General features: G+C 72.7%; 24 protein-coding genes. 19 read left to right on the top strand and 5 right to left on the bottom strand.

The window, feature by feature from the left end; genetic code table 11:
- Window positions 1–27 precede the first annotated feature (27 nt).
- The 5 genes from dxr to I601_RS12835 all read left to right on the top strand — a co-directional run bounded on the left by dxr (window position 28) and on the right by I601_RS12835 (window position 5,719).
- Window positions 28–1,134: a 1-deoxy-D-xylulose-5-phosphate reductoisomerase gene (gene dxr / locus I601_RS12815; protein ID WP_068110328.1), complete on the top strand. Its 1,107-nt coding sequence runs from the start codon at window positions 28–30 to the stop codon at window positions 1,132–1,134.
- The gene (locus I601_RS12820) at window positions 1,131–2,492 is read left to right on the top strand and encodes a M50 family metallopeptidase (RefSeq protein WP_068110330.1); all 1,362 of its coding nucleotides are present in this window, start codon (window positions 1,131–1,133) and stop codon (window positions 2,490–2,492) included. The genes dxr and I601_RS12820 overlap by 4 nt, the downstream gene beginning before the upstream one ends.
- 175 nt (window positions 2,493–2,667) lie before the next feature.
- On the top strand, window positions 2,668–3,609 hold the full coding sequence (locus I601_RS12825) for an endonuclease domain-containing protein (RefSeq protein ID WP_068114873.1): 942 nt from the start codon (window positions 2,668–2,670) through the stop codon (window positions 3,607–3,609).
- A gap of 83 nt (window positions 3,610–3,692) precedes the next feature.
- Complete coding sequence (gene ispG / locus I601_RS12830) at window positions 3,693–4,844, top strand: flavodoxin-dependent (E)-4-hydroxy-3-methylbut-2-enyl-diphosphate synthase (RefSeq protein WP_068110334.1); 1,152 nt, start codon at window positions 3,693–3,695, stop codon at window positions 4,842–4,844.
- Window positions 4,845–4,873: 29 nt separating this feature from the next.
- Window positions 4,874–5,719 carry a GNAT family N-acetyltransferase gene (locus I601_RS12835; protein WP_084527562.1) on the top strand — a complete coding sequence of 282 codons (846 nt, stop codon included), beginning with the start codon at window positions 4,874–4,876 and terminating at the stop codon, window positions 5,717–5,719.
- 35 nt (window positions 5,720–5,754) lie between these two features.
- Here I601_RS12835 and I601_RS12840 read toward each other — a convergent pair whose 3' ends face one another.
- Both I601_RS12840 and I601_RS12845 read right to left on the bottom strand, forming a co-directional pair.
- Entirely contained in the window at window positions 5,755–6,744 is a 990-nt protein-coding gene (locus tag I601_RS12840; protein ID WP_068110337.1) for a hypothetical protein, read from the bottom strand.
- Window positions 6,745–6,757: 13 nt separating this feature from the next.
- Window positions 6,758–7,777 (bottom strand): hypothetical protein, encoded by a 1,020-nt coding sequence (locus tag I601_RS12845; RefSeq protein WP_068110339.1) that lies wholly within the window; start codon window positions 7,775–7,777, stop codon window positions 6,758–6,760.
- Between the two features lie 133 nt (window positions 7,778–7,910).
- Here I601_RS12845 and I601_RS12850 point away from each other — a divergent pair, with 133 nt between their 5' ends.
- The 3 genes from I601_RS12850 (at window position 7,911) to I601_RS12860 (ending at window position 11,584) form a co-directional block, all read left to right on the top strand.
- Window positions 7,911–9,710, top strand: coding sequence for a proline--tRNA ligase (locus I601_RS12850; protein WP_237089400.1), 1,800 nt, complete (start codon window positions 7,911–7,913; stop codon window positions 9,708–9,710).
- Complete coding sequence (locus tag I601_RS12855) at window positions 9,707–10,468, top strand: HAD family hydrolase (protein ID WP_068110342.1); 762 nt, start codon at window positions 9,707–9,709, stop codon at window positions 10,466–10,468. Before I601_RS12850 ends, I601_RS12855 begins: the two co-directional genes overlap by 4 nt.
- Before the next feature lie 159 nt (window positions 10,469–10,627).
- The gene (locus I601_RS12860; RefSeq protein ID WP_068110345.1) at window positions 10,628–11,584 is read left to right on the top strand and encodes a zinc metalloprotease; all 957 of its coding nucleotides are present in this window, start codon (window positions 10,628–10,630) and stop codon (window positions 11,582–11,584) included.
- Between the two features lie 212 nt (window positions 11,585–11,796).
- Here the strand turns inward: I601_RS12860 and I601_RS12865 are convergent, their stop codons facing one another.
- Entirely contained in the window at window positions 11,797–12,225 is a 429-nt protein-coding gene (locus I601_RS12865; RefSeq protein WP_068110347.1) for a DUF4439 domain-containing protein, read from the bottom strand.
- Window positions 12,222–12,758 carry a hypothetical protein gene (locus I601_RS12870; RefSeq protein WP_157520134.1) on the bottom strand — a complete coding sequence of 179 codons (537 nt, stop codon included), beginning with the start codon at window positions 12,756–12,758 and terminating at the stop codon, window positions 12,222–12,224. The genes I601_RS12865 and I601_RS12870 overlap by 4 nt, the downstream gene beginning before the upstream one ends.
- A gap of 140 nt (window positions 12,759–12,898) precedes the next feature.
- Between I601_RS12870 and rimP the strand changes: the two genes are divergently transcribed.
- The 11 genes from rimP (at window position 12,899) to I601_RS12925 (ending at window position 24,804) form a co-directional block, all read left to right on the top strand.
- Window positions 12,899–13,405: a ribosome maturation factor RimP gene (gene rimP / locus I601_RS12875; RefSeq protein WP_068110355.1), complete on the top strand. Its 507-nt coding sequence runs from the start codon at window positions 12,899–12,901 to the stop codon at window positions 13,403–13,405.
- Window positions 13,405–14,403 (top strand): transcription termination factor NusA, encoded by a 999-nt coding sequence (gene nusA, locus I601_RS12880; RefSeq protein WP_068110358.1) that lies wholly within the window; start codon window positions 13,405–13,407, stop codon window positions 14,401–14,403. The genes rimP and nusA overlap by 1 nt, the downstream gene beginning before the upstream one ends.
- A 152-nt stretch (window positions 14,404–14,555) precedes the next feature.
- Window positions 14,556–14,849 (top strand): YlxR family protein, encoded by a 294-nt coding sequence (locus tag I601_RS12885; protein ID WP_068110361.1) that lies wholly within the window; start codon window positions 14,556–14,558, stop codon window positions 14,847–14,849.
- A 128-nt stretch (window positions 14,850–14,977) separates the two neighbouring features.
- Window positions 14,978–17,836, top strand: a complete 2,859-nt coding sequence (gene infB / locus I601_RS12890) for a translation initiation factor IF-2 (protein WP_068110366.1) — start codon at window positions 14,978–14,980, stop codon at window positions 17,834–17,836.
- Between the two features lie 125 nt (window positions 17,837–17,961).
- Window positions 17,962–18,486: a 30S ribosome-binding factor RbfA gene (gene rbfA, locus I601_RS12895; protein ID WP_068110367.1), complete on the top strand. Its 525-nt coding sequence runs from the start codon at window positions 17,962–17,964 to the stop codon at window positions 18,484–18,486.
- On the top strand, window positions 18,483–19,403 hold the full coding sequence (truB, locus tag I601_RS12900) for a tRNA pseudouridine(55) synthase TruB (RefSeq protein WP_068110370.1): 921 nt from the start codon (window positions 18,483–18,485) through the stop codon (window positions 19,401–19,403). The genes rbfA and truB overlap by 4 nt, the downstream gene beginning before the upstream one ends.
- Window positions 19,404–19,413: 10 nt before the next feature.
- Window positions 19,414–20,349 carry a bifunctional riboflavin kinase/FAD synthetase gene (locus I601_RS12905; protein WP_068110373.1) on the top strand — a complete coding sequence of 312 codons (936 nt, stop codon included), beginning with the start codon at window positions 19,414–19,416 and terminating at the stop codon, window positions 20,347–20,349.
- A 4-nt stretch (window positions 20,350–20,353) separates the two neighbouring features.
- Window positions 20,354–21,388 (top strand): hypothetical protein, encoded by a 1,035-nt coding sequence (locus I601_RS12910; RefSeq protein ID WP_237089401.1) that lies wholly within the window; start codon window positions 20,354–20,356, stop codon window positions 21,386–21,388.
- 266 nt (window positions 21,389–21,654) lie between these two features.
- Window positions 21,655–22,890, top strand: a complete 1,236-nt coding sequence (locus I601_RS12915) for a quaternary amine ABC transporter ATP-binding protein (protein ID WP_084527566.1) — start codon at window positions 21,655–21,657, stop codon at window positions 22,888–22,890.
- Entirely contained in the window at window positions 22,887–23,819 is a 933-nt protein-coding gene (locus I601_RS12920; protein ID WP_068110375.1) for an ABC transporter permease, read from the top strand. The genes I601_RS12915 and I601_RS12920 overlap by 4 nt, the downstream gene beginning before the upstream one ends.
- Window positions 23,820–23,898: 79 nt before the next feature.
- Window positions 23,899–24,804 (top strand): glycine betaine ABC transporter substrate-binding protein, encoded by a 906-nt coding sequence (locus I601_RS12925; protein ID WP_068110377.1) that lies wholly within the window; start codon window positions 23,899–23,901, stop codon window positions 24,802–24,804.
- 81 nt (window positions 24,805–24,885) lie between these two features.
- Here I601_RS12925 and I601_RS12930 read toward each other — a convergent pair whose 3' ends face one another.
- Window positions 24,886–25,143 carry an HPr family phosphocarrier protein gene (locus tag I601_RS12930; RefSeq protein WP_068110380.1) on the bottom strand — a complete coding sequence of 86 codons (258 nt, stop codon included), beginning with the start codon at window positions 25,141–25,143 and terminating at the stop codon, window positions 24,886–24,888.
- Window positions 25,144–25,173 lie beyond the last annotated feature (30 nt).

Consider the following 25,173-nt stretch of genomic DNA (forward strand, 5'->3'; position numbering starts at 1 on the left):
CGGCGTCGTCGTTGGCACACTGGGACGGTGAGCCAGCGTCGCGACATCGTCATCCTCGGTTCGACCGGGTCGATCGGCACCCAGGCCCTCGACATCGTGCGGGCCAACCCCGACCGGTTCCGGGTGGTCGGGCTCACGGCGGGCGGCTCGCAGCCCGACCTGTTCGAGCAGCAGGTCGCCGAGCTGGCGCCGGCGTTCTCCGGGTTGGGGGAGGAGGCGTCGGTCGAGGCGGCCGCGATGGACTGCGACGTGGTGCTCAACGGCATCACCGGCGCGGTCGGCCTGCGGCCCACGCTCGCCGCCCTGGAGGCCGGTACGACGCTGGCGCTGGCCAACAAGGAGTCGCTGATCATGGCGGGCCCGCTGGTGCTCGAGCGGGCCCGGCCCGGCCAGATCGTGCCGGTCGACTCCGAGCACTCCGCGATCGCGCAGTGCCTGCGCGGCGGCTCGCCCGAGGAGGTGCGCAGGCTGGTGCTGACCGCGAGCGGCGGACCGTTCCGCGGACGCACCCGCGACCAGCTGGGCGACGTACGCGTCGAGGACGCGCTGGCGCACCCGACCTGGTCGATGGGCCCGGTCGTCACCATCAACTCCGCCACCCTGGTCAACAAGGGGCTCGAGGTGATCGAGGCGCACCTGCTCTTCGGCATCGGCTTCGACCGCATCGAGGTCGTGGTGCACCCCACCAGCGTCGTGCACTCGATGGTCGAGTTCGTCGACGGCTCGACGCTGGTGCAGGCCAGCCCCCCGACCATGCACATCCCGATCGCGCTCGGCCTGGCCTGGCCCGACCGGGTGCCCGACGCCGCCCCCGCCGTCGACTGGACCCGCGCCGAGACGTGGGAGTTCCACCCGCTCGACGACGAGGCGTTCCCGGCGGTGGCGCTGGCCCGCGAGGCCGGCGAGCGCGGGGGCACCGCGCCGTGCGTCTACAACGCCGCCAACGAGGCGTGCGTGCAGGCCTTCCGCGAAGGTGTGCTGCCGTTCGTGCGGATCGTGGAGATCGTGGGCGACGTGGTGCGGGCCCACGACGTAGGCTCGACGACGCACCTCACCCTCGACGACGTGCTCGCGGCCGACACCTGGGCCCGCGAGGCCGCCACCGACCTGATCCGGCAAGGAAGCCCCGCATGACGGCCCTGCTCTACCTCCTCGGCGTGGTGCTGTTCGTCGGCGCCATCCTGGTCTCGATCGGCCTGCACGAGCTCGGCCACATGATCCCGGCCAAGAAGTTCGGCGGGAAGATCACCCAGTACTTCATCGGCTTCGGCCCCACGGTGTGGAGCAAGCAGGTGGGGGAGACCGAGTACGGCGTCAAGGCGATCCCGCTCGGCGGCTACGTCAAGATCGTCGGGATGCTCCCGCCGGGTGCCGAGCAGCTCGGCGAGACCACCGTCGACGCCGAGGGCCACACCGTGACCCGGGTGCGGAAGTCGAACACCGGCATGTTCACCCAGCTCATCTCCGACGCCCGCGCGGCCGAGTGGGAGCTGGTGCGTCCCGAGGACGAGGACCGGCTCTTCTACAAGATGGCGTCGTGGAAGAAGATCGTCGTGATGTCCGGCGGTCCGTCGGTCAACATCGCGATCGCGTTCCTGATCTTCCTGGGCATCTTCGCCACCTACGGCCAGCGCAGCGTCGAGCCGGACGCCGGGGCGCCGGTCATCGACACGGTCTCGGTCTGCGTCATCCCCTTCGAGGACGGCGCCCGCGAGTGCACGGCGAGCGACCCGCGCAGCCCGGCGTACGAGGCGGGGCTGCGCCCGGGGGACACCGTGACCTCGTTCAACGGGGTCACCGTCACCGGGTGGGACCAGCTGCGCACGCTGATCCGCGACAACGCCGGTGGCGAGGCGGTCATCGGCTACGACCGCGACGGCGAGCAGCTCAGCGGCTCGACCTCCACGACGGTGCAGGCGCGACCGACCTCGGAGTCCGACGTGACGCTGACCCAGGTCGGCTTCCTCGGCGTGACGCCCACCTCGCACCTCGAGGTCGTCCGCGGCGGACCGATCTTCACGCTGCAGCAGATGGGCACGATGGCCAAGGACACCGTGGTGGCGCTGGCGACGCTGCCGGTCAAGGTGTGGGACGTGGCGCAGGCCATCGTCGGGCTCGAGGAGCGCGCGGCCGACAGCCCCATCTCCATCGTCGGTGGCGGCCGGATCGCCGGTGAGGTGACCTCCGCCGAGACCTTCCCCGTCGTCGAGAAGTCGGTCTTCCTGCTCTCGCTGATCGCCGGGTTCAACTTCTTCATCGGCGTCTTCAACTTCGTGCCGCTGCTCCCGCTCGACGGGGGCCACATCGCCAGCGCCGCCTGGGAGTGGGCCCGCCGCGGCTGGGCCCGCCTGCGCCGCCGCCCCGACCCGGGCTACGTCGATGCCGCCAAGCTCCTGCCCGTCGCCTACGTCGTCGCCTCCGCCCTCCTGGTGATGGGCGTCGTCCTCATCGTCGCCGACCTCGTCGTCCCGATGAACCTCAACATCCAGTAGCCGCACGCCGCCGCAGGCCCCGCCGGACGTCATACAGGCGGGACGTCCATTGCTGCGGAGCGTATGACGTCCCGCGGAGCCGGCAGCCGCGCACAGGACGGCACCGGAGGGGCGGGTGTGCACAGGCGGGTCGGAGCCCGTCGTCACGCGTCGCAGCGCGGGCAAGGTCGCCGGCATGAACCGCCACCTGCGCCTGCACGACCAGCTGCTGAGCACTGCCCGCGCCCTGGGCGCTGACCAGGGTGACGTGGTCTCCCGCCCCCAGCTGTACGACGCCGGGGTGCCCCGCTGGCTGGTGGCCCGCGAGGTGCGCGCGAGGCGCTGGCGGCTGCTCGGTGACCAGGCGGTCTGCCTGCACAACGGTCCGGTGGCCGACGTGGGTCACTGGTGGGCGGCCGTCCTCCAGGGCGGGCCGCGGGCGCAGCTCGACGGGGCGTCGTCGCTGGTGGCCGGCGGACTGAGCCGGTTCACGGTGGACCGGGTGCGGGTGTCCGTGCCCCGTGGCGCCCGCGTCCGTCGCACTGCGCAGTACGACATCCGCCAGACCCGGCGTTGGCAGGCAACCGACACCACGCCGTCGGGGATCCCACGCACCCGCAACGAGGTCGCCGCGGTGCGGGGAGCCTTGTGGGCACGCATCGAGCGGGAGGCGACGTACCTCCTGACCGTCTGCGTGCAGCAGGGCCTGGTGTCACCGAGCGCCCTGGGGCAGGAGATCCTGCGGGTGCGGCGCGATCGTCGGCGCGGGCTCCTGCACGCGGTCGTCAACGACCTCCTGGACGGCGCACGTTCCCTGGGGGAGATCGACGTCGCCCGCGACCTCGAACGACGGGGGCTGCCGCGCCCGGAGCGGCAGGTGCTGCGTCGCGATCGGCGCGGCCGCTACTACCTCGACCTCTACTGGCCTCGCTACCGGTTGGTCCTCGAGATCGACGGCATCCACCACTCCTGGGCCGAGAACGTCGTTGGCGACGCGCTGCGCCAGAACGCCCTGGCCCTGCAGGGCGACACCGTCCTCAGGCTGCCGTTGCTGGGGTACCGCCTGGAGCCGGAGGAGTTCTTCGCCCAGCTCCGGACGGCACTCGAGGCTGCCGGCTGGTCGGCTCGGGCCGCGTGACCCACGGACGTCATACGCTCCGCACCGACGGACCTCCCGCCCGTATGACGTCCGGCAGGGGACGGGCCAGTAGCCTGGGGCGCATGACCGAGATCAACCTGGGCATGCCCGCGGCCCCGCCGCCGGTGCTCGCCCCGCGCCGTCCGACCCGCCAGATCCAGGTCGGGAAGGTGGGGGTCGGGAGCGACCACCCGATCTCGGTGCAGTCGATGACCACGACGCTCACCTCCGACATCAACGCGACGCTGCAGCAGATCGCCGAGCTGACCGCGAGCGGCTGCGACATCGTGCGGGTGGCCTGCCCGAGCCAGGACGACGCCGAGGCGCTGCCGGCGATCGCGCAGAAGAGCCAGATCCCGGTCATCGCCGACATCCACTTCCAGCCGAAGTACGTCTTCGCGGCGATCGACGCCGGCTGTGCCGCGGTGCGGGTCAACCCGGGCAACATCCGCAAGTTCGACGACCAGGTCAAGGAGATCGCCCGCGCGGCGCAGGACCGGGGCACCAGCATCCGCATCGGCGTCAACGCCGGCAGCCTCGACAAGCGGCTGCTGGAGAAGTACGGCAAGGCCACGCCCGAGGCGCTGGTCGAGTCGGCGAAGTGGGAGGCCGGGCTCTTCGAGGAGCACGGCTTCCGCGACTTCAAGATCTCGGTCAAGCACAACGACCCCGTCGTCATGGTGCGCGCCTACGAGATGCTCGCCGCCGAGGGGGACTGGCCGCTGCACCTCGGTGTCACCGAGGCGGGCCCTGCCTTCCAGGGCACCATCAAGTCCGCCGTCGCCTTCGGGCACCTGCTCAGCCAGGGCATCGGCGACACGATCCGGGTCAGCCTCAGCGCTCCGCCGGTCGAGGAGGTCAAGGTCGCGCTCCAGATCCTGGAGTCGCTGAACCTCAAGCCGCGTCGCCTCGAGATCGTCTCGTGCCCCTCGTGCGGGCGCGCGCAGGTCGACGTCTACAAGCTCGCCGACGAGGTGACCGCAGGGCTCGAGGGGCTCGAGGTCCCGCTGCGGGTGGCCGTGATGGGCTGCGTCGTCAACGGTCCGGGCGAGGCTCGCGAGGCCGACCTCGGTGTCGCCTCCGGCAACGGCAAGGGCCAGATCTTCGTCAAGGGCGAGGTCATCAAGACCGTCCCCGAGTCGAAGATCGTCGAGACCCTGATCGAGGAGGCCATGCGCATCGCCGAGGGCATGGAGAGCGTCGACGGCTCGTCAGCCGAGATCTCGGTCGGCTGAGCACCCCCGACCACCCGTAGGCTCGCAGCGTGCTGACCACCCGCCACGGAGTGCGCCCCCTCGGGGCTGCCGACCTCGCGGACTTCCTCGCGCTCAGCGACCTCGACCCGGTGGTCAACGTCTTCGTCGACCACCGCGCCCGCAGCACCAACCTCGAGCCCCGCTGGCTCGGCGGCGAGGTCTGGGGCCGGTACGTCGACGGGCGCCTGGTGGCGGCCTGCCACGTGGGCGCCAACCTGGTGCCGGTCAACGCGAGCCCCGACGACGCCCGCGCCTTCGCCGAGCGCGCGCTGGGCCGGGCCCGGACCGTCTCGACCATCGTGGGTCCCCACGAGGCCGTGCGTGCCTTCTGGCAGGTGGTCTCGGGCACCTGGGGCCCGCCGCGGGAGACCCGGTGGCGCCAGCCGCACCTCGAGCTGACCGCTGCGCCCGCGGTCGAGGCCGACCCGCGGGTGCGGCGCACGACCCGCCAGGACCTGGACCTGCTCTACCCGGCGTGCGTGGCGATGTACACCGAGGAGGTCGGGCTCTCCCCGGAGGCCGGGGGAGGTGCCGACCTCTACCGTGCCCGGGTCCTGCAGCTGGTCAGCCGGGGCTGGTCCTTCGCCCGCTTCGACGGCGGCCGGCTGGTGTTCAAGGCCGAGGTCGCCTGCATGTCGCCCCACGCCGCCCAGGTCCAGGGTGTGTGGGTCGCGCCGGACCGGCGCGGCGAGGGCCTCGCGACGAGCGGCATGGCGGCGGTCGCCGACATCGTGCGCCGCGAGATCGCCCCGACGGTCTCGCTCTACGTCAACGAGTGGAACACCCCTGCCCGCCGGGCCTACGAGGCGGTCGGCTTCGAGGAGACGGCGCGCTTCTCGACCGTCATGTTCTAGTCGTCGCCGGCCCCGCGCCGCGACCGGCCCTCAGATCAGCGGGGCGGGTGGGGCGCCACGCCGCTGGCGAGCTCGCAGTGCGTGCCGCTGCACCGCACCACGGCTCCCGCGTCGCCGGACTCGACGCCCAGCAGCACCGTCTGCTCGTCCTCGAAGTGCACGAGACCGGTTCCCCAGCCGTCGCGGATCCGGTAGCGGGCCACCTGCTCGCCCGCGGCGTCGAGGACGCGGAGGTCCTGAGCGTCCCACGACCGTTCGCTGACCAGCAGGTGCTGACCGTCGGGCGAGAGCAGGCGAGGCACCTCGTCGGCGCACCGGCTCCACATGGCCTCCCGGGGGGAGGACAGCGACGCCATCTCCAGGCACTGCGTCCCGCGCCTGCGCGGTGTGCGCACCAGGACGTCCTGGTCGAGGTCGGCCAGACCACCGCTCTCGCGCACGACAATGCGCACGTCGCCGCTGCCGGGTGACCAGGAGAGCACCTGCCGGGGGTCGTCGGAGGTCAGCACCACCTCGTCGGCGGTGACGTCGAGCGGCCACAGCGACCGTGGCGACCTCAGTCGGGCCAGGTCGCGTCCGTCGGTGCTGGAGAGCAGCATGAACCGGGTGCTGCGGGCCCGGCCGCCCAGGCGCATCAGCACCACGCGCGCGTCGTCGCTGAGGGTGAACGAGCGGGACCTGCTGCCGAAGGTGCCCAGCACCCGGTCGCCGCCGCGCCGCGCCAGGACCCTCAGCGTGGTGCGGCCGTCGACGGAGCTGGTGACCAGGTAGCCGCCGTCGACCTCGCCCAGCAGGTCCGGCTGCCGGCCCGGGATCCGTCGTCGGAGGTCGCCGTCCTGGATGGTGCGGTGGCGCCGGTAGGGCACTGCGGCGTCAGGTCCCCGCTCGAGGTCGTCGAGCCGGATGGCGGTCCGCCGCTCCTGAGGCGCGCCGGGCTCCGCAGCGACGGAGGCGGTCAGCAGGCCCGGGGCCAGCGTCAGGGCGGCGAGGGCCGCGACGGCAGTGGCCAGACGATTCACCAGCATCTCCCGCAGGTCGTCAGAAGCTCTCGCCCGGACCGAGGTCCGAGGCCAGCTCGCAGCGACCGGCGTCGCAGCGCACCACGCCGGAGGCCTTGTCGGTGGCGGTGTCGAGGAGGAGGGTGTCGGCGTCCTCGAAGAAGAGGGACCGGAAGTACCCGTTGTCCACGCGGTAGCGCCCGGTCCGCACGCCCTCGTCGGTGCGCACGGTCACCTGCGCGGGGCCCAGGCCGTCGGCCAGGATGTAGCTCGTGACGACATGGCTGGCGTCGGTCGAGAAGTGCCAGACCGCCTCGTCGCAGGAGCGCCACAGCGCGGTGTCCGGGTCGGAGATCGAGCTCACGACGGTGCACCCGCCCTGGTAGGGGTCCTTGGTGAAGACGGCGAGCCGGTCGTTGGCCAGGTCGGCCCGGTAGCCGAACCGCTTGGTCACCCGCTCGCCGGTGTCCGTGCTCAGGTCCCACGCCACGACGGGGCCGTTCTCACCGCTGTAGAGCACCGTGTCGGTGGCCGAGTCGAGCGTCGTGAGGTACCCCTTGCGCTTGCGCGAGCCGAGCAGCTCGCCGGTGGTGCTGTCGTAGGCACGCAGCAGGGTGTGGCGGCTGCGGTACTTGAAGCGGCCGGTGACCAGGGTGGTGCCGTCGCCGGAGAGCGACACCTCCAGCTGGCTGGTGTCGCCGAAGATCTTGCTGGACCCGCCGCCCGGCTCCACCGCGCGGACCCGGTCGTGGTCGCCGCGCTGGGTGATGACGACGTAGCGGCCGTCCGGACGGGTGCCGAGGAGCCGCAGCTGCCGACCGCGGACCCGGGTGCTCTCCGCGCCGTCCACGATGCGCTTTCCCCGGACGTAGGGCTGCGCGGCATCGGCGCCGCGGTCCAGCTTCTCCGGGCGGATGGTGGTGGCCCGGGCCCGAGCCTCGGATCCGGGCGTCGCGCCGGGTGCTGACCCCAGGGCCGGGGAGCCGGTCAGCGCCAGGCCCTGGGACAGGGCGAGCGTGGTCAGGGCGGCCAGGGCCGCGGCCAGGGGGCGGTGGGTCATGGTGGTCTCTTCTCCGAGAGCAGGCGGCCGACGGGGGTGCCGGCCTCTCACTGGGACAGACGCGGCCCGGCACGGAAAGGTTGCGAGGAAACCGGTGCGACTCGCGTCCGGGCCCCGCCGTACCCTTGCGCGCATGACTGCCTCGACGCGGAGCTCCGCCCGGATCCTGCGGATGTCCCAGCTGTTCGTCCGCACCCTGCGTGAGGACCCGGTCGACGCCGAGGTGCCCAGCCACCGGCTGCTGGTGCGCGCCGGCTACATCCGTCGCGCCGCCCCCGGCATCTACACCTGGCTGCCCCTGGGCCTGCGGGTGCTGCGCAACATCGAGGCGATCGTGCGCGAGGAGATGGACGGCATCGGCGCCCAGGAGCTGAGCTTCCCGGCGCTGCTGCCCCGTGAGCCCTACGAGGCCACCGGTCGCTGGACGGAGTACGGCGCCAACCTGTTCCGGCTCCAGGACCGCAAGGGCAACGACTACCTCCTCGGCCCCACCCACGAGGAGATGTTCACCCTCGTCGTCAAGGACCTGTACTCCTCCTACAAGGACCTGCCGCTCTCGATCTACCAGATCCAGACCAAGTACCGCGACGAGGCGCGTCCGCGCGCCGGGCTGCTGCGCGGGCGCGAGTTCGTGATGAAGGACTCCTACTCCTTCGACATCGACGACGCCGGTCTCGAGCAGAGCTACCAGCAGCACCGCGACGCCTACGTCAGGATCTTCGACCGCCTCGGGTTCGAGTACGTCGTGGTCAAGGCGACCTCCGGGGCGATGGGCGGCTCGAGGTCCGAGGAGTTCCTGGCCAAGGCGGCCGTCGGCGAGGACACCTACGTCAGCTGCACCACCTGCGACTACGCCGCCAACGTCGAGGCCGTCGAGGTCCGGGCCCCCGCGCCGGTGCCGTACGACGACGCGCCCGCGGCCCACGCCGAGCAGACCCCGGCCACGCCGACCATCGAGACGCTGGTCGACCACCTCAACGCCGAGCACCCCCGCGGCGACCGGTCCTGGACGGCCGGCGACACGCTCAAGAACGTCCTGGTCCAGCTCCGGCACCCGTCCGGGGAGCGCGAGGCGCTCGCCATCGGCGTGCCCGGCGACCGCGAGGTCGACCTGAAGCGCCTGGAGGGCCAGCTCGAGCCCATCGAGGTCGAGCCGATGGACGAGGCCACGCTCCGGGAGCACCCGGCGCTGGTCAAGGGCTACATCGGCCCCGGGGTGCTGGGTGAGGAGAGCGCCTCCGGCATCCGCTACCTCGTCGACCCCCGCGTCGCCGAGGGCACCCGCTGGGTCACCGGCGCCGACGTCGACGGCAGCCACGTGCTCGACCTCGTCGTCGGGCGCGACTTCGCCCCCGACGGCACCATCGAGGCCGCCGACGTGCGCTCCGGTGACTCCTGCCCGCGCTGCGACGACGGCGTGCTGGAGCCGGCCCGCGGCATCGAGATGGGTCACATCTTCCAGCTCGGGCGCAAGTACGCCGAGGCGCTGGACCTGCAGGTGCTCGACGAGAACGGCAAGCTGGTCACCGTCACCATGGGCTCCTACGGCATCGGCTGCTCGCGCGCGGTCGCGGCGGTCGCCGAGGGCACCCTGGACGACATCGGGCTCTGCTGGCCGCGCCACATCGCCCCCGCCGACGTGCACCTGGTGGCCGCCGGCAAGGACGAGTCGATCCTGGCCGCCGCGGAGCGGATCGCCCACGAGCTGGCCGGCGCCGGCATCGAGGTGCTCTACGACGACCGCGTCGGCAAGGTCAGCCCCGGAGTGAAGTTCAAGGACGCCGAGCTCATCGGCGTACCCACGATCGTCGTGGTCGGCCGCGGCCTCGCCGAGAGCGGCGAGGTCGAGGTCAAGGACCGCGCCAGCGGCGAGAAGACCGCCGTCGCGGCCGACCACGTGGTCTCCCACCTGGTGGACCTGGTCCGCCGGTGAGCGCGCGCCCCGGTCGTGGGACCGGACCCGGGGCGGGCCTCGAGGCGGTCATCTTCGACTGGGGCGGCACGCTGACGCAGTGGCACGACGTCGACTTCCACGCGGAGTCGCTGGCCTTGGCCGGCGCCGTGCGCCGCACCCCCAGCACCGCGGACGACGCGCTGCTCGACGACCGCGGGGAGCACGCCGCCCGGCTGCTCTCGGCCGGTGACGTGGTGTGGGGCCGTAGCCGCGACCACCAGCGCAGCGCCACGGTCGCGGACCTCTTCGAGGAGGCGGGCCTCGACCACGACCCCGACCTCCTGGCGGCGTACTACGAGTTCTGGGAACCGCACACCACGACCGACCCCGAGGTGCGTCCGCTGTTCGAGGCGCTGCGTGCCGACGGGCTGAAGGTGGGGGTGCTCTCCAACACGCTGTGGCCGCGCGAGTGGCATGTCGGGTTCTTCGAGCGCGACGGCGTCTACGACCTGGTGGACGGCGACGTCTACTCCAGCGAGATCGCGTGGACGAAGCCGTCCCCGCTCGCCTTCCGGGCCGCCATGGAGGCCGTGGGGGTCACCGACCCGGCTCGCTGCGTCTTCGTGGGGGACCGGCTCTTCGACGACGTGTGGGGAGCCCAGCACGCGGGGATGCGGGCCATCCACCTGCCGCACAGCCGGATCCCGCGCGGGCAGGTGGGCCACACCGAGGGCGTGCCGGACGCCGTGGTGCACCGGCTCGGCGAGGTGCACGGGATCGTCTCCGGCTGGGCCTGACCCGCACCGGACGATCCGTCGACCGCTCCCACTTCTGCAGGAACCTGCAGTGCAGGAACAGGAGGCGGCCGGACGCTACTGCTGCGCTCCGGGGTGCGCCACGATCAGCGCACCCGGCCGCTCACCCCGCGGCCCGTCCCGGAACGAGGAACCCCGCTCATGGGTCTGAAGAACCGTCTCTCCACCGCCGCCTCCGGCGCCGCCACCACCGTGGCCGCCGGCGCCCTGGTCGCCACCGGGCTGCTGTCCCCGGCCTCCGCCCACGTCGCGCAGGAGGCCGTCGCGCCGCGCGCCGCGCCCTGCATCGACGGGGCCGCCGACGGCACCGAGGCGGCGCGCGGGGGACCCCGCGGCGCCGACCACCGCGACGTCTCGGTGCGCGAGCAGCAGCGCATCGAGCGGGAGGTGGGGGACCGCCTCGCCGCCCGCGGGCTGAGCCGCAGGGCGGCCGCCGCTTCCTCGGCCACGGTGCCGGTCTACGTGCACGTGATGCGGGACTCCGCCGGCGGCGGGGACGTCACCGACAGCCAGGTCCAGGCGCAGGTCGACGTGCTGAACCGCAGCTTCGCCGGCCAGAAGTCCTCGACGGCGACCGACACCGGCTTCCGGTTCACGCTGGCGGGCATCGACCGCTTCGACAACACCAGCTGGCACCAGGACAAGCAGTCCTCGACCTACCGCCGTCAGACCCGGCAGGGCGGGGCGAACGCCCTGAACATCTGGCTGGTCGACTTCGCCTACCTGGGGGTGGCGACCTTCCCGTGGGACTACTCCCGCAACGGCGCCATCGACGGCATCCGGGTCAACTACACGACCCTGCCCGGCGGCTCGGCGAGCAGCTACAACCTGGGGGAGACCGCCACGCACGAGGCCGGACACTGGTTCGGGCTCTACCACACGTTCCAGGGCGGTTGCACGACCACGAACGACCAGGTCGCCGACACCCCGGCCCAGTCCAGCTCCACGAGCGGGTGCCCCGCGGGCCGGGACTCCTGCTCGCTGCCGGGCCTCGACCCGATCCACAACTTCATGGACTACAGCTACGACAGCTGCTACCTGGAGTTCACCGGGGGGCAGTCCGACCGGGCCGGGCAGATGTGGGCGGCCTACCGCTGAGCGGTGCCACTTTGTGCAATGCACGTTTGTGAGGCAGGCGGGACGTGTGGGCCCGCTGCCCCACCGGGCATGATCGCCGTGTCAGGAGCGCAGGCGCCCCCCAGCCCGGCGCTCCTGACACTGCCGGACCGGCTCCGCGACCGCGGCGCTGTCCCTCTGGGAGAGATCTCGGGCCTCTCCCACAGGGACGACGCCGCGGTCGCGGTGTCGCGTCAGCCCTCGGGGTCCAGGCCGGGCAGCGCCTCGGCCGGACCGCCGAAGGCCAGGACCGTGACGGCCGCCTCGCCCAGCAGCTGCACGGCGGTGCGTCGGCGCGAGCCGGCGGTGGCCGCGACCAGGGCGGCGTACGACGCGGCGCAGCGGCGCTCGACCAGCGCGGCTGTCGCAGACACCTGCTCGGGGGTGCGCACGGGCCCCGGCACCTCGTAGAAGGCCGCGGTGCCCACCGGCTCCTCGCCCGCGTCTCGCAGCTCGACCTCGAGCGCGTCGCGCCGTCCCCGGTGGGCGGTCCACCCCTGCGAGATCCGCTCGTAGAGCTCGGGGGTGGCCGACATCGACGTGGCGGCCCCGAGCACGCCGTAGACGTGGACGGCCGCGTGCTCGGCGAGCAGCGTCGCCTGCAACGCCTCGAGCGTCCTCATGCGCTGCTCCCGGCGGTCGGGGTGACGCCGCCCGTGGCGAGCAGCACCTGCTGCTGGGCGACCCCGGCCGTCACGGCCGCGACCAGCCGGGCCAGGACGCCGCTGCGGGCGTCGACGGCGTACGACGTGAGCCGGCGCCGGGCGGTCTCCTCGCGCCGGCGCAGGGCGTCGAGGGCCGCCGCGGGGGTCCCGGCCACGCGGGGCCGGGGCGCCGGGCCGGGGGCCTCGGCGCCGGTCGCCAGCAGCGCGTCGAGCTGCGCGCGGTGCACCCGCAGTGCGGGGGCCAGCGTCGAGCGCAGCGGCGCGTGCCGGGTCCGGGTCCGCTCGAGCAGCGCCACCAGGGCGGCCAGCTCGCCGAGCACGCCGGCGACCACCACCAGGTCCGGGTCGGACACGTCCTCCCGGTCGGCGGCGCCGGGTGTGAGATCGGTCGCGGGCGCACCCCCGCAGGCGGTCAGCAGGGCGGGCAGCGCGGCGGACAGTGCCAGGGCGCGCAAGGCCGTACGACGCGTCGCGACAGGCTCGTGGGGCACCGCAGGAGCCTAGCCGCCCGGCCGCCCCGGGGAGCGCCGGACCCGGTCCGGCCGTTGCGCGTGCCAACGCCCCGAGGGGCTATCGTGACCGGACCGCACCGCCCGCACCAGCACAAGAGAACACCGGAGGCTTCCGACCCGTGAGCACCCCCAGCCAGGACACCACCAGGGACCGGATCGAGGCCGAGCTCGTCGAGCCGTTGCAGGCCCTCGAGCTCGACGTGGAGGCCGTGGAGATCAGCCCGGCCGGGAAGCGACGGGTGCTCCGCGTCGCGGTGGACAAGGACGGCGGGGTCACCCTCGACGACGTCGCCGAGGCCACCCGTGAGGTCAGCCGGGTCCTCGACGCCTCCGACGTGATGGGCGAGCAGCCCTACACCCTCGAGGTCGCCTCGCGCGGCGTCGACCGCCCGCTCAGCCTCGAGCGGCACTGGCGCCGCAACACCGGGCGTCTCGTGAAGGTCACCACGACCGACGGCACCACGTTCACCGGTCGTGCGACGAGCGCCGGCGAGAGCGCCGTGACGCTGGACGTCGACGGCCAGGAGCGCGAGGTCGCCTACGCCGACGTCACCAAGGCCCTGGTCCAGATCGAGTTCAACCGCCCGGGCTCCGCCCAGGCCGCCGAGTCGGAGGAGGACGCCTGATGGACATCGACATGAGCATCCTGAGGATGTTGGAGCGCGAGAAGGAGATCTCCTTCGAGGTCCTGGTCGAGGCGATCGAGCAGGCCCTGCTGATGGCCTACCTGAAGTCGCCGGGCGCCTTCGAGGAGGCGCGCGTCGAGCTGGACCGCAAGACCGGGCACGTCACCGTGCTGGCCGCCGAGCTCGACGACGACGGCAAGAAGGTCGGCGAGTTCGAGGACACCCCGAAGGGCTTCGGCCGGATCGCCGCGACCACGGCGAAGCAGATCATGCTGCAGCGCCTGCGCGACGCCGAGGACGACATCCGCTTCGGTGAGTTCTCCGGCAAGGAGGGCGACATCGTCTCCGGGGTGATCCAGCAGGGACGCAACCCGGACGACGTGATGGTCGACCTCGGCAAGATCGAGGCCCTGCTGCCCGTCAGCGAGCGGGTGCCCGGGGAGAGCTACACGCACGGCACCCGCATCAAGTGCCTCGTGGTCTCGGTGCGCCGGGGCATGCGCGGGCCCCAGATCACGCTGTCGCGCTCCCACCCCAACCTCGTCAAGCGGCTCTTCGCGCTCGAGGTCCCCGAGATCGCCGACGGCACCGTCGAGATCGCCGCGATCGCGCGCGAGGCCGGGCACCGCACCAAGATGGCCGTCATGAGCGACGCCCCGGGGGTCAACCCCAAGGGCGCCTGCATCGGCCCGATGGGTCAGCGGGTGCGCAGCGTGATGGCTGAGCTGAACGGCGAGAAGATCGACATCGTCGACTGGGCCGAGGACCCCGCCAGGCTCGTGGCCTCGGCCCTGTCGCCGGCCCGGGTCACCTCCGTGCAGATCATCGACGCCGCAGCCCGCTCGGCGCGCGTGGTCGTCCCCGACTTCCAGCTCTCCCTGGCCATCGGCAAGGAGGGGCAGAACGCCCGCCTGGCCGCCCGGCTCACCGGCTGGCGCATCGACATCCGCAGCGACGAGGCCGACGACGAGGCCGAGGCCTCCGCGCCCTCCCGCTGAACCGCTCCTCCAGGGCTCGTGGCCGCTGCTCGCACCGGTGCCGGTTCGGTCCTGAGGGGGTCGACACGCTAGGGTTGTCGGCGGTGGACCACCCAGACGCACGCCCTGCGCCCACGGCCGATCCCGCTCCCAGCGGGCCCGTCCGGACCTGCGTGGGATGTCGTCGGCGGGCCGCCAGGAGCGAGATGCTGCGCCTCGTCGTCGGCTCGGACGCACACGGCCACCCGGCCGTGGTGCCCGATCCCGGAGGCAGCGCAGCCGGTCGAGGGGCGCACCTGCACCCCACGTCCGCGTGCTACGACCTCGCGGTGCGTCGCAAGGTCTTCGCCCGCGCCCTCCGCTACCGCGGCGGGACCGGGCTGACCAGCGCACCGGTCGAGGAGCACCTCGCCACCCGCACCACCGGTACGACCCGCACGACCACTGACAGCGAGGCGGTCACATGACCGCCCGGACGACCAGGAACTGGAGCAGCAGCTCATGAGCACTCGATGAGTTCTTCCCGATGAGTTTGCACCACCACTAACGGTCCCCAGAGACGCCCGTGACCGGGTCTGGGGCCAGAAGGAGAATTGTGGCCAAGACCCGCGTACACGAGCTCGCCAAGGAGTTCGGCGTCGAGAGCAAGTTCGTTCTCGAGAAGTTCAAGGAGATGGGGGAGTTCGTCAAGTCGGCGAGCTCCACCGTGGAACTGCCTGCGGAGATGCGTTTCCGCAAGGAGTACGGCGACAAGCTGAAGGCCGAGACCCCCTCGACCCCGGCTCCCGCCCCGGCCGCGCCCAAGCCCGGCCCCAAGGCGCCCAAGCCCGCGCCCAAGCCGGAGGCCACCCAGGCCCCGGCCGCCCCGGAGACCCCGGCAGCTGCTGCGGAGGCCCCGGCCGCTGCTGCGGCCCCCGAGGCCCCTGAGGCACCGCAGGCACCCGCCGCCGAGGCCCCCGCGGCCTCGACCGGCCCGCGCCCGGGCCCCAAGCCCGCCCCCCGGCCCGCCGCCAAGCCGGCCGCTGCCGAGCCGCAGGCGCCCGCCGCCCAGGCGGAGACCCCCAGCGCTCCCGGCGACGCCGCTCCCAAGTCCCCGGCTCCGCGTCCGGTCGGACGCCCCGGCGCGCCGCGCCCGGGCAACAACCCGTTCGCCCCCAGCCAGGGCATGGGCCGCAAGCCCGCCCCCGGCCCCGGTGCCGACCGCGGTCCCGCGGCTCCCGGTGCGGGCGACCAGCGTCCCCCGCGTCCCCCGGCCGGCCGTGACGGCGGCGCCCCCGGGCGTCCCGGCATGCCGCGCCCGAACCCGGCGATGATGCCGAAGTCCCCGGCCGCGTTCGGCCAGGGCCCCGGCGGTCGTCCCGCTCCCGGCGGCGCAGCTCGTCCCGGCCCCGGTGGCCGTGGCGGTGCGCCCGGCCGCGGCGGTCCCGGCGGTGCCCCGGCACGTCCCGGTGGCGCTCCCGGCGGGTTCGCCGGTCGCCCCGGCGGCGGCGGTCGCCCCGGCGGCGGTCGTCCCGGCCAGCGCGGCACCACCCAGGGCGCCTTCGGTCGTCCCGGTGGCCCCTCGCGTCGCGGTCGCAAGTCGAAGCGGGCACGTCGTCAGGAGTTCGAGGCCATGGAGGCCCCGACCCTGGGCGGCATGCGCGTCCGCAAGGGCAACGGCGAGACGGTCCGGCTGGCACGTGGTGCCTCGCTGACCGACTTCGCCGACAAGGTCGGCGTCGACGCCGCCCAGCTCGTGCAGATGCTCTTCCACCTCGGCGAGATGGTCACCGCGACCGAGTCGGTCAACGAGGCGGTGCTGGACCTGCTCGGCGAGGAGCTCAACTACGTCGTCCAGGTCGTCTCGCCCGAGGACGAGGACCGCGAGCTGCTGTCCTCCTTCGACCTCGAGTTCGGTGAGGACGAGGGCGACGACTCCGACCTCTCGGTGCGACCCCCGGTCGTCACCGTCATGGGTCACGTCGACCACGGAAAGACCCGGCTCCTCGACGCGCTGCGCAGCGCCAACGTCGGCGACAAGGAGGCCGGTGGCATCACCCAGCACATCGGCGCCTACCAGGTCACCACCGACGTCGACGGCACCGACCGACGCATCACCTTCATCGACACCCCGGGTCACGAGGCCTTCACCTCGATGCGTGCTCGTGGCGCCCAGGCGACCGACATCGCGATCCTCGTGGTGGCGGCCGACGACGGCGTCATGCCGCAGACGGTCGAGGCGCTCAACCACGCCAAGGCCGCCGGTGTGCCGATCGTGGTCGCGGTCAACAAGATCGACAAGGAGAGCGCGGACCCGACCAAGGTCCGTGGCCAGCTCTCCGAGTACGGCCTGGTGCCCGAGGAGTACGGCGGCGACGCGATGTTCGTCGACGTCTCGGCCAAGTCCGAGCTCAACCTCGACAAGCTGCTCGAGGCCGTCGTCCTGACCGCCGACGCCTCGCTCGACCTACGGGCCAACTCCGAGCAGGACGCCCAGGGCCTGGTCATCGAGGCGCACCTCGACCGCGGTCGCGGTCCGGTCGCCACGGTGCTGGTCCAGCGCGGCACGCTGCGCGTGGGCGACTCGATCGTGGCGGGTCCGGCGTACGGCCGGGTGCGCGCCATGCTCGACGAGCACGGCGAGAACATCACCGAGGCCGACCCGTCGCGTCCCGCGATGGTGCTGGGTCTGACCGCCACCCCTGGTGCCGGGCAGACGTTCCTCGTCGTCGACGACGACCGGATGGCTCGTCAGATCGCCGAGAAGCGCGAGGCGCGCGAGCGTGCGGCCATGCAGGCCAAGCGTCGTGTCCGTCGCACCCTCGAGGACTTCATGGCCTCCATGGAGAAGGGCGCCAGCCAGGACCTCAACCTGATCCTGAAGGGCGACGTCTCCGGTTCGGTCGAGGCGCTCGAGGACGCTCTGGCCGGTCTCGATGTCGGGGACGAGGTCAGCCTGCGGATCATCGACCGCGGTGTCGGTGCGATCACCGAGACCAACGTCGACCTCGCTGCCGCCTCCGACGCGATCATCATCGGGTTCAACGTCCGGCCGCAGGGCAAGGCGAGCGAGATGGCCGACAAGGAAGGTGTCGAGATCCGCTACTACTCGGTCATCTACCAGGCCATCGAGGAGATCGAGGCGGCTCTCAAGGGCCTGCTCAAGCCGGTTTACGAGGAGTCGGTCCTGGGCCAGGCGCAGATCCGTGCGATCTTCCGCTCGTCCAAGCACGGCAACATCGCGGGCTGCATGGTCACCAGCGGCCTGATCCGTCGCAACGCCAAGGTGCGGGTGATCCGCGACGGCAACGTCATCGCGGACAACCTGGACCTGGCCTCGCTGAAGCGGGAGAAGGACGACGCGTCCGAGGTCCGCGAGGGCTTCGAGTGCGGTCTGGTGCTCAAGAACTTCCAGGACATCAAGGAAGACGATGTCGTGGAGTCCTTCGAGATGCGCGAGATCCCGCGGAGCTGAGCGGCTCCGCACCCGGGTGAGAGCCCGGGCGCACCATCGCGACCCAGGCGCCCGCCCCCACCTCGTGTGGGGGCGGGCGCCGGTGTCGCTCCACCGAGCAGAACCACTTTCATTGAGGTAGGAACATGGCCAACCCCCGGGTGCGCAAGATCGCCGACCGGATCCAGGTGATCGTCGCCGAGATGCTCGAGCGTCGGGTCAAGGACCCACGGCTCGGATTCGTCACCATCACCGACGTCCGGGTGACCGGTGACACCCAGCACGCCACCATCTTCTACACCGTGCTGGGCACCGGCGTGACCGCTGCCGCGCCGGACGACGAGATGCAGCTGGCCGCGTCGGCGGCCGCCCTGGAGTCGGCCAAGGGCCTGATCCGCTCCGAGGTCGCCAAGCAGCTCGGCATGCGGCTGGCGCCGACGCTGGAGTTCGTGCACGACGCGCTGCCCGAGACCGCGCGCGCCCTCGACGAGGTGCTGGCCCGCGCCCGCGCGCAGGACGAGGCCGTCGCCGCCCAGCGTGGTGCGGCGTACGCCGGCGAGGCCGACCCGTACAAGAAGCCCCGCGAGCAGGTCGACGTGGACGCTGACGGGGACTCCGACGGGGACACCGACGGGGCCCCGGGCGCCGGCGAGGACGAGCCGGAGGCGTGAGGCCCTCGGCCCCGGTGCCGCCCGGGCTCGTCGTCGTCGACAAGCCCGCGGGGATCACCTCCCACGACGTCGTCGCGCGGGTCCGCCGGCTCGCCGGCACCCGCAAGGTCGGCCACGCCGGCACGCTGGACCCGATGGCCACCGGCGTGCTGGTGCTGGGCGTGGACCGCGCGACCCGGCTCCTCGGCCACCTCATGCTGACCGAGAAGTCGTACGACGCCACCGTGCGGCTCGGGGTCAGCACGGGGACCGACGACGCTGAGGGTGAGACCACCCAGGCCCTCGGGGCGGGGTCGGTGACCGAGGCGGCGGCGCGCGAGGTGCTGGCCTCGTTCGTCGGTGACATCGAGCAGGTGCCGACCGCGGTCTCGGCGATCAAGGTGGACGGCAAGCGTGCCTACCAGCGGGTCCGCGACGGCGAGGAGGTCGCGCTGAAGGCACGGCCCGTGACCATCCACGAGCTGGTGGTGCACGAGGTGCGGCCGGGGCAGGTCGAGGGGCCGGGCGGCGAGAGCCTCGCGGTCCTCGACGTCGACCTCAGCCTGCGCTGCTCCTCGGGCACCTACGTGCGGGCCGTGGCGCGCGACGCCGGTGCGGCCCTGGGTGTCGGCGGGCACCTCACCGCGCTGCGCCGCACCGCGGTCGGTCCCTACGACCTCGGGCTCGCTCGCACGCTGGACGAGCTGGCCGACGGCTTCGCCGTCCTGCCGCTGGCCGAGGCGGCGCGGGCCGCCTTCCCGGCCCAGGACCTCGACGAGCAGCAGGCCGGCGACGTGCGGGTCGGTCGGGCGCTCGATCTCGACCTGGGGGCGCTGACCGGCCTCTTCGACCCCGACGGGGAGTTCCTCGCGCTCTACGAGCCCCGTGAGGGCCGTGCCCGAGCCGTCGCCGTCTTCGTGCAGGGAGCGGCGGGTTAAGGTCGTGCCCGTGCAGATCTGGCGTTCCCTGGACGACGTGCCCGCCGACCTCGCGCGCAGCACGGTCTCGATCGGCAACTTCGACGGCGTCCACCTCGGTCATCGTCAGGTCCTCGCGCGGGCTCGCCGGGTGGCCGACGAGCAGGGTGGGCCGCTGGTCGCGGTCACCTTCGACCCGCACCCGATGGCCGTGCTGCGACCCGACCACGCGCCCACCTCGCTGACCACCCTCGAGGCCCGCGCCGGCCTGCTCGGCGACGCCGGTGTCGACGCGGTCCTGGCCCTGCCCTTCGACCGCGACGTGGCCGCCTGGTCGCCCACGGAGTTCGTCGACCGCGTCCTGGTGGAGGCGCTGAAGGCCACCGCCGTCGTCGTGGGCGCCAACTTCCGCTTCGGCAACCGTGCCAGCGGCGACGTGGCCACCCTGACCGAGCTCGGGCACGCGCGTGGCTACGCCGCCGAGGGGATCACCCTCGACGGGGGGCCGCAGGTGTGGTCCTCGACCTACGTGCGCACCTGCCTGGCCGCCGGCGACGTCTCCGGGGCCGCCGAGGCGCTCGGTCGCCCCTACTCCGTGGTCGGCGAGGTCGTCCGCGGTGACCAGCGCGGCCGGGAGCTGGACTACCCGACCGCCAACGTGCCCACCGACGCCGCGACCGCGACCCCCGCCGACGGGGTCTACGCCGGCTGGTTGCGCCGCCTCGACACGGGGGAGTCCTTCCCCGCGGCGATCAGCGTCGGGACCAACCCGACCTTCGAGGGGCTCCGGGAGCGCCGGGTGGAGAGCTACGTGCTCGACCGCACCGACCTGGACCTGTACGGCGTGGAGGTCGAGGTCAGCTTCGTGGAGCGGGTGCGCGAGATGGTGGCCTTCGACTCCGTGGAGGCGCTCGTGGCGCAGATGGCCGACGACGTGCGCGTCACGCGCTCGATCCTCGGGGTCTGAGCCGGTGCCCTCGCGCCCCTCGCTGCCGCTGCGCGGCCGCTCCGCGGCGGGCGACGACCCGCTGGAGCGCACCGACGCGTGGTTCCTGGCCAACGGGCTCTCCTACTTCGTGCCCGAGAAGCGGGCCCAGGCGCACGCCGCGCTGTCGCCGCGACGCACCGTGCCCCGGCTGGTGCTGGTCGCGCTGCTGGCAGCGGGCGTCGGAGGACTGCTCACCTGGGCCACCGGCCAGGTCAGCGCCGCCCCGGCCGTGGTGCTCTCGCTGGTCATCGGCGCCGTGGTGGTCTACGCCCTCACCGTGCTGCACGCCCGTCCCATCGTCACCTGGGCGCTGGCACGCACCGTCGCGGGACTGCGCTCGCTGCTGCCGCTGGCGACCCGGGCGCTGCCGCTGCTGCTGGTCTTCGTCACGTTCCTGTTCATCAACGCCGAGGTGTGGCAGCTCTCCGCCGCCCTGGAGACCGGAGCCCTGTGGCTGGTCGTGCTGCTCTTCGCGGTCCTCGCGGTCGCCTTCCTCGCGGTGCGGCTCCCCGAGGAGGTCGACAAGGTCGACGACGAGGTCGACGACGCGTTCCTGGTGCGCGCCTGCGCCGGCACCCCGCTGGAGTCCGAGTGCGCGCGGCTGCTCGCCGACCCCGACGCCGACCCGGCGTCGTACGCGACGGTGAGCGGGTTCGAGCGCGCCAACCTGGTGCTGTTCATGGTGGTCATCCAGGCCGCGCAGGTGCTGCTGATGGCCGGCGGCGTCTTCGTCTTCTTCCTGCTCTTCGGCGCGCTGACGATGGGTGTGGACGTGCAGTCGGCCTGGACCGGCATCGACAAGGGCGACATCACCACGCTGCCCTACCTGGTGCAGGTCTCCCTGCCGCTGGGCAAGGTCTCGCTGTTCCTGGCGGCCTTCTCGCTGCTCTACCTGGCGGTGGCGACCGTCACCGACGACACCTACCGCGAGCAGTTCTTCGGCCGCGTCGTGCGCGAGCTCGAGCGGGCCGTGGGGGTCCGGGCCGTCTACCTGGCCCTGCGCGACCAGCGTTCCTGACCCCGCCCGCGAGCCCCTGCGCGGCCTCGCCGGTATCACGCTGCGACCCGGTGCCGACCCGGTGGGGGAGGGGGGTCGGCGGCTCGGAGGTGGGCTAACTTCGATGGCTGGTCGTCGCCCCGGCCGCTCGGGAGACAGGGGCAGTCCGCGCGACCATCCCACGTCCGGGCCGGAGGTCTCCTCCGGCCCGTGCACGTGCCCGGGTGGCCGCGTCCAGTGGCGCCGGCAGCAGGTCGGGCCCCCGAGTCGGAAGTCGAGCACCCCACGTGCCAGTGATCGAGGCGAACAACGTCTACAAGGTCTTCGGGCGTCGTCCCGAGCGCGCCGTCCAACGCCTGCGCGACGGCGCCGGCCGCGAGGAGCTGCGTGAGAGCGGCCAGACCGCCGCGGTGATCGACGCCTCGTTCACCGTCGACCAGGGCGAGATCTTCGTCGTCATGGGCCTCTCCGGCTCCGGCAAGTCGACGCTGATCCGGATGGTCAACGGGCTGCTGCTGCCCACCGCCGGCCGGATCGAGGTCGGCGGTCGCGACATCGGGTCCCTGGACGCGCGCGGCCTGCGCCGGGTGCGTCGCGACACCGTCAGCATGGTCTTCCAGCACTTCGCGCTGCTCCCGCACCGCACCGTCGGCGAGAACGCGGCGTACGGCTTGAAGCTGCAGGGCCTCAACCGCTCGGAGCGGGAGAAGCGCGCCGGCGAGGCGCTCGAGATGGTCGGCCTGGACGGTTGGGGCGGGTCGCTGCCCGGCGAGCTGTCGGGCGGCATGCGCCAGCGGGTCGGGCTGGCCCGCGCGCTGGCGGCCGGCACCGACGTGCTGCTGATGGACGAGGCGTTCAGCGCGCTCGACCCGCTGATCCGCCGCGAGATGCAGGACCAGCTCGTCGAGCTGCAGCACCGCCTCGGCAAGACCGTCCTCTTCATCACCCACGACCTCAACGAGGCGATGCGCCTGGGTGACCGGATCGCGATGATGCGCGACGGCCGCGTCGTGCAGCAGGGCACAGCGGAGCAGATCCTCAACGACCCCGCCAACGACTACGTGGCCCAGTTCGTGCAGGACGTCGACCGCACCCGGGTGCTCACCGCCGGCTCCGTCATGGAGCCACCGGTCGCGGTGCTCGGCGGGGACCAGGGTCCCCGGGCCGCCCACAAGCTGATGCGTGAGCACCAGACGGCAGCCCTGATGGTCGTGGACCGCCAACGCCGGCTGCTCGGGGTGGTGACCGAGGACGACGTGGCCCGCTCGAGCGTCGACGACGTCCGCGCGACGCTGCGTCCCGCCGTGACCGTGACGGCCGACACCGCCGTCGCCGATCTCTTCGCCGCCTCTGCCGACAGCCCCACCGCGCTCGCGGTCGTCGGTGCGGACGACCGGCTGCTCGGGGTGATCCCGCGGGTCACGCTGCTCAGCGCGATGGGCGCCCTGTCGGCACCCGACGTCACCGGCACCACCAGCACGCCCGCGACGACGAGCAGCACCGGAGAGAGGGTCCTTCGATGAGCACCCAGGCAGCTTCGAGCACCTCGGACCCGATCGTGCCCCGCATCCCGGTGGGGGAGTGGATCGACTCCGGCTTCGACTGGGTCAAGGAGAACCTCGGCGAGTTCTTCGACACCGTCTCGGACGGCACCGAGACCGTGATCGGTGGGCTCTCGGACGCGCTGAACTCGCCGGCCCCCCTGCTGATGGTCGGGATCCTGTCGGTGGTCGCCCTGCTGGTCGCCGGGTGGAAGGTCGCCCTGACCTCCCTGGTCGGACTGACGCTGGTGATCGGGATGGACCAGTGGGAGAACGCCATGGTCACCCTGGCCCTGGTGCTCACCGCGACCGTCGTGGCCCTGCTCATCGGCATCCCGGTCGGCGTGCTGGCGGCCACCTCCGACCGGGTCAGTCGGGCAGTGCGACCGGTCCTGGACCTGATGCAGACCATGCCCGCCTTCGTCTGGCTGGTGCCCGTCGTGACGCTCTTCAGCATCGGCGTCCCGGCCGGGCTCGTGGCCACCGTCATCTTCGCGGTGCCCCCGGGCGTGCGCCTGACCGAGCTCGGCATCCGCCAGGTCGACGCCGAGGTCGTCGAGGCCGGGAACGCCTTCGGTGGCACCCGGCGCCAGATCCTCGGGGGCATCCAGCTGCCGCTCGCCCTGCCGACGGTGATGGCCGGGGTCAACCAGGTGATCATGCTGTCGCTCTCGATGGCGGTCATCGCGGGGCTCGTCGGAGCCGGCGGCCTCGGCGGCGCGGTGACCAGCTCCATCGCCCGCCTCGACATCGGGCTCGGCTTCGAGGCCGGGCTCGCCGTCGTCGCCCTGGCGATCTACCTGGACCGCGTCACCGCGGCGGTCAGCGAGCGCGGTCGGCGCAGCCGGCCCTCGCTGCGTGGGCTGGTCGCGCGGCGCGAGCAGCGGCGCGCGGTCCGGTCCGCCGCCTGACCCGGACCACCACCACCCACCCGCCCCGACCAGCACCGACCAGCACCAACCAGTGAAAGCACCACGAGAGGAACGAGACATGCGCAAGACGACACTGCGACGCGTCGGACTGGCAGCCGCGCTCCTGGCCATGGGCGGCACTGCCGCTGCCTGCGGCAGCGACGAGGGCGAGACCCAGGCCTCCGGTGGCGAGGGCGGCACCATCACCCTCGGCATCATCCCGTCCTGGACTGACGGTCTCTCCATGGCCCACCTGTGGCAGAACGTGCTCGAGTCCGAGGGCTACGAGGTGGAGATCAAGGAGATCGCCGACGCGGCCCCCCTCTACACCGGGGTCGCCGAGGGCGACATCGACGTCTACCCCTCGGCCTGGCCGGAGGTCACCCACGCCTCCTACATGGAGAAGTACGGCGACGACCTCGAGGACCTCGGCGCCTGGTACGAGGGTGCCAAGCTCACCTTCGCCGTGCCGGAGTACAGCGACCTGGAGTCCATCGCCGACCTCGAGGGCCGTGCGGACGACTACGACGGCAAGATCATCGGCATCGAGCCCGGCGCCGGCCTGACCGAGGCCACCAAGAACAGCGTCATGCCGACCTACGGGCTGGTCGAGGACTACACCCTGGTGGAGTCCTCGACGACGGCGATGCTGGCCGAGCTCAAGAAGGCGACCGAGTCGGAGGAAGACATCGTCGTCACCCTGTGGCGTCCCTTCTGGGCCAACTCCGAGTTCCCGGTCAAGGACCTCGAGGACCCCGAGGGCGCGCTCGGTGACGCCGAGACCCTCAACGCCATCGCGACCGACGGCTTCTCCGAGGAGTTCCCGGAGGCGGCCGAGCTGTTCACCAACTTCACGCTGGACGACGAGCAGTACGGGTCGCTGGAGAACCTCGTGGTCAACGAGTACGGCCAGGGCAAGGAAGGCGAGGCCGTCGAGGCCTGGCTGCAGGAGAACCCGGACTTCGTGGACTCCCTGCAGGGCTGACCCCATCTCGACCCGGCTCCGGCCGGGCCCAGCACGGCCCCGGACCGGGCCATCCCTGAGGGGGTGGCCCGGTCCGGTGCGTCAGGCGTCGAGGTCCTGCTCGACCAGGGCGGCGATCGTGTCGACGTCTCCCTGGTCGTCGCCGGAGACGATGACCTTGTCACCCTTGCCGGCGCCGAGGGTCATGATGAGCAGGGCGGACGACGCCTCGACGGGCTCCCCGCCCTCGACGGCGAGGAGGACCTCGCTGTCCAGCTCGGCCGCGGCCTCGGAGATGGTGGCGGCGGGTCGTGCGTGCAGCCCGACGGCGGAGCCGACGAGGACGGTCGTGGTGGGCATGGTGCTCCTTCAGTGGGGTGGTGCGGTGGG

The sequence above is a fragment of the Nocardioides dokdonensis FR1436 genome (genome assembly GCF_001653335.1).
GTDB classification, from domain to species: Bacteria; Actinomycetota; Actinomycetes; order Propionibacteriales; family Nocardioidaceae; genus Nocardioides; species Nocardioides dokdonensis.

Bases quoted from the DNA above. Each gene is read 5' to 3' on its own strand.
- I601_RS12840 (WP_068110337.1), bottom strand. From the start codon at position 6,744: ATGCTGGTGAATCGTCTGGCCACTGCCGTCGCGGCCCTCGCCGCCCTG.
- rbfA (WP_068110367.1), top strand. From the start codon at position 17,962: ATGGCCAACCCCCGGGTGCGCAAGATCGCCGACCGGATCCAGGTGATC.
- ispG (WP_068110334.1), top strand. From the start codon at position 3,693: ATGACCGAGATCAACCTGGGCATGCCCGCGGCCCCGCCGCCGGTGCTC.
- I601_RS12845 (WP_068110339.1), bottom strand. From the start codon at position 7,777: ATGACCCACCGCCCCCTGGCCGCGGCCCTGGCCGCCCTGACCACGCTC.
- I601_RS12860 (WP_068110345.1), top strand. From the start codon at position 10,628: ATGGGTCTGAAGAACCGTCTCTCCACCGCCGCCTCCGGCGCCGCCACC.
- I601_RS12825 (WP_068114873.1), top strand. From the start codon at position 2,668: ATGAACCGCCACCTGCGCCTGCACGACCAGCTGCTGAGCACTGCCCGC.
- I601_RS12925 (WP_068110377.1), top strand. From the start codon at position 23,899: ATGCGCAAGACGACACTGCGACGCGTCGGACTGGCAGCCGCGCTCCTG.
- I601_RS12865 (WP_068110347.1), bottom strand. From the start codon at position 12,225: ATGAGGACGCTCGAGGCGTTGCAGGCGACGCTGCTCGCCGAGCACGCG.
- I601_RS12820 (WP_068110330.1), top strand. From the start codon at position 1,131: ATGACGGCCCTGCTCTACCTCCTCGGCGTGGTGCTGTTCGTCGGCGCC.
- I601_RS12920 (WP_068110375.1), top strand. From the start codon at position 22,887: ATGAGCACCCAGGCAGCTTCGAGCACCTCGGACCCGATCGTGCCCCGC.
- nusA (WP_068110358.1), top strand. From the start codon at position 13,405: ATGGACATCGACATGAGCATCCTGAGGATGTTGGAGCGCGAGAAGGAG.
- I601_RS12850 (WP_237089400.1), top strand. From the start codon at position 7,911: ATGACTGCCTCGACGCGGAGCTCCGCCCGGATCCTGCGGATGTCCCAG.
- I601_RS12930 (WP_068110380.1), bottom strand. From the start codon at position 25,143: ATGCCCACCACGACCGTCCTCGTCGGCTCCGCCGTCGGGCTGCACGCA.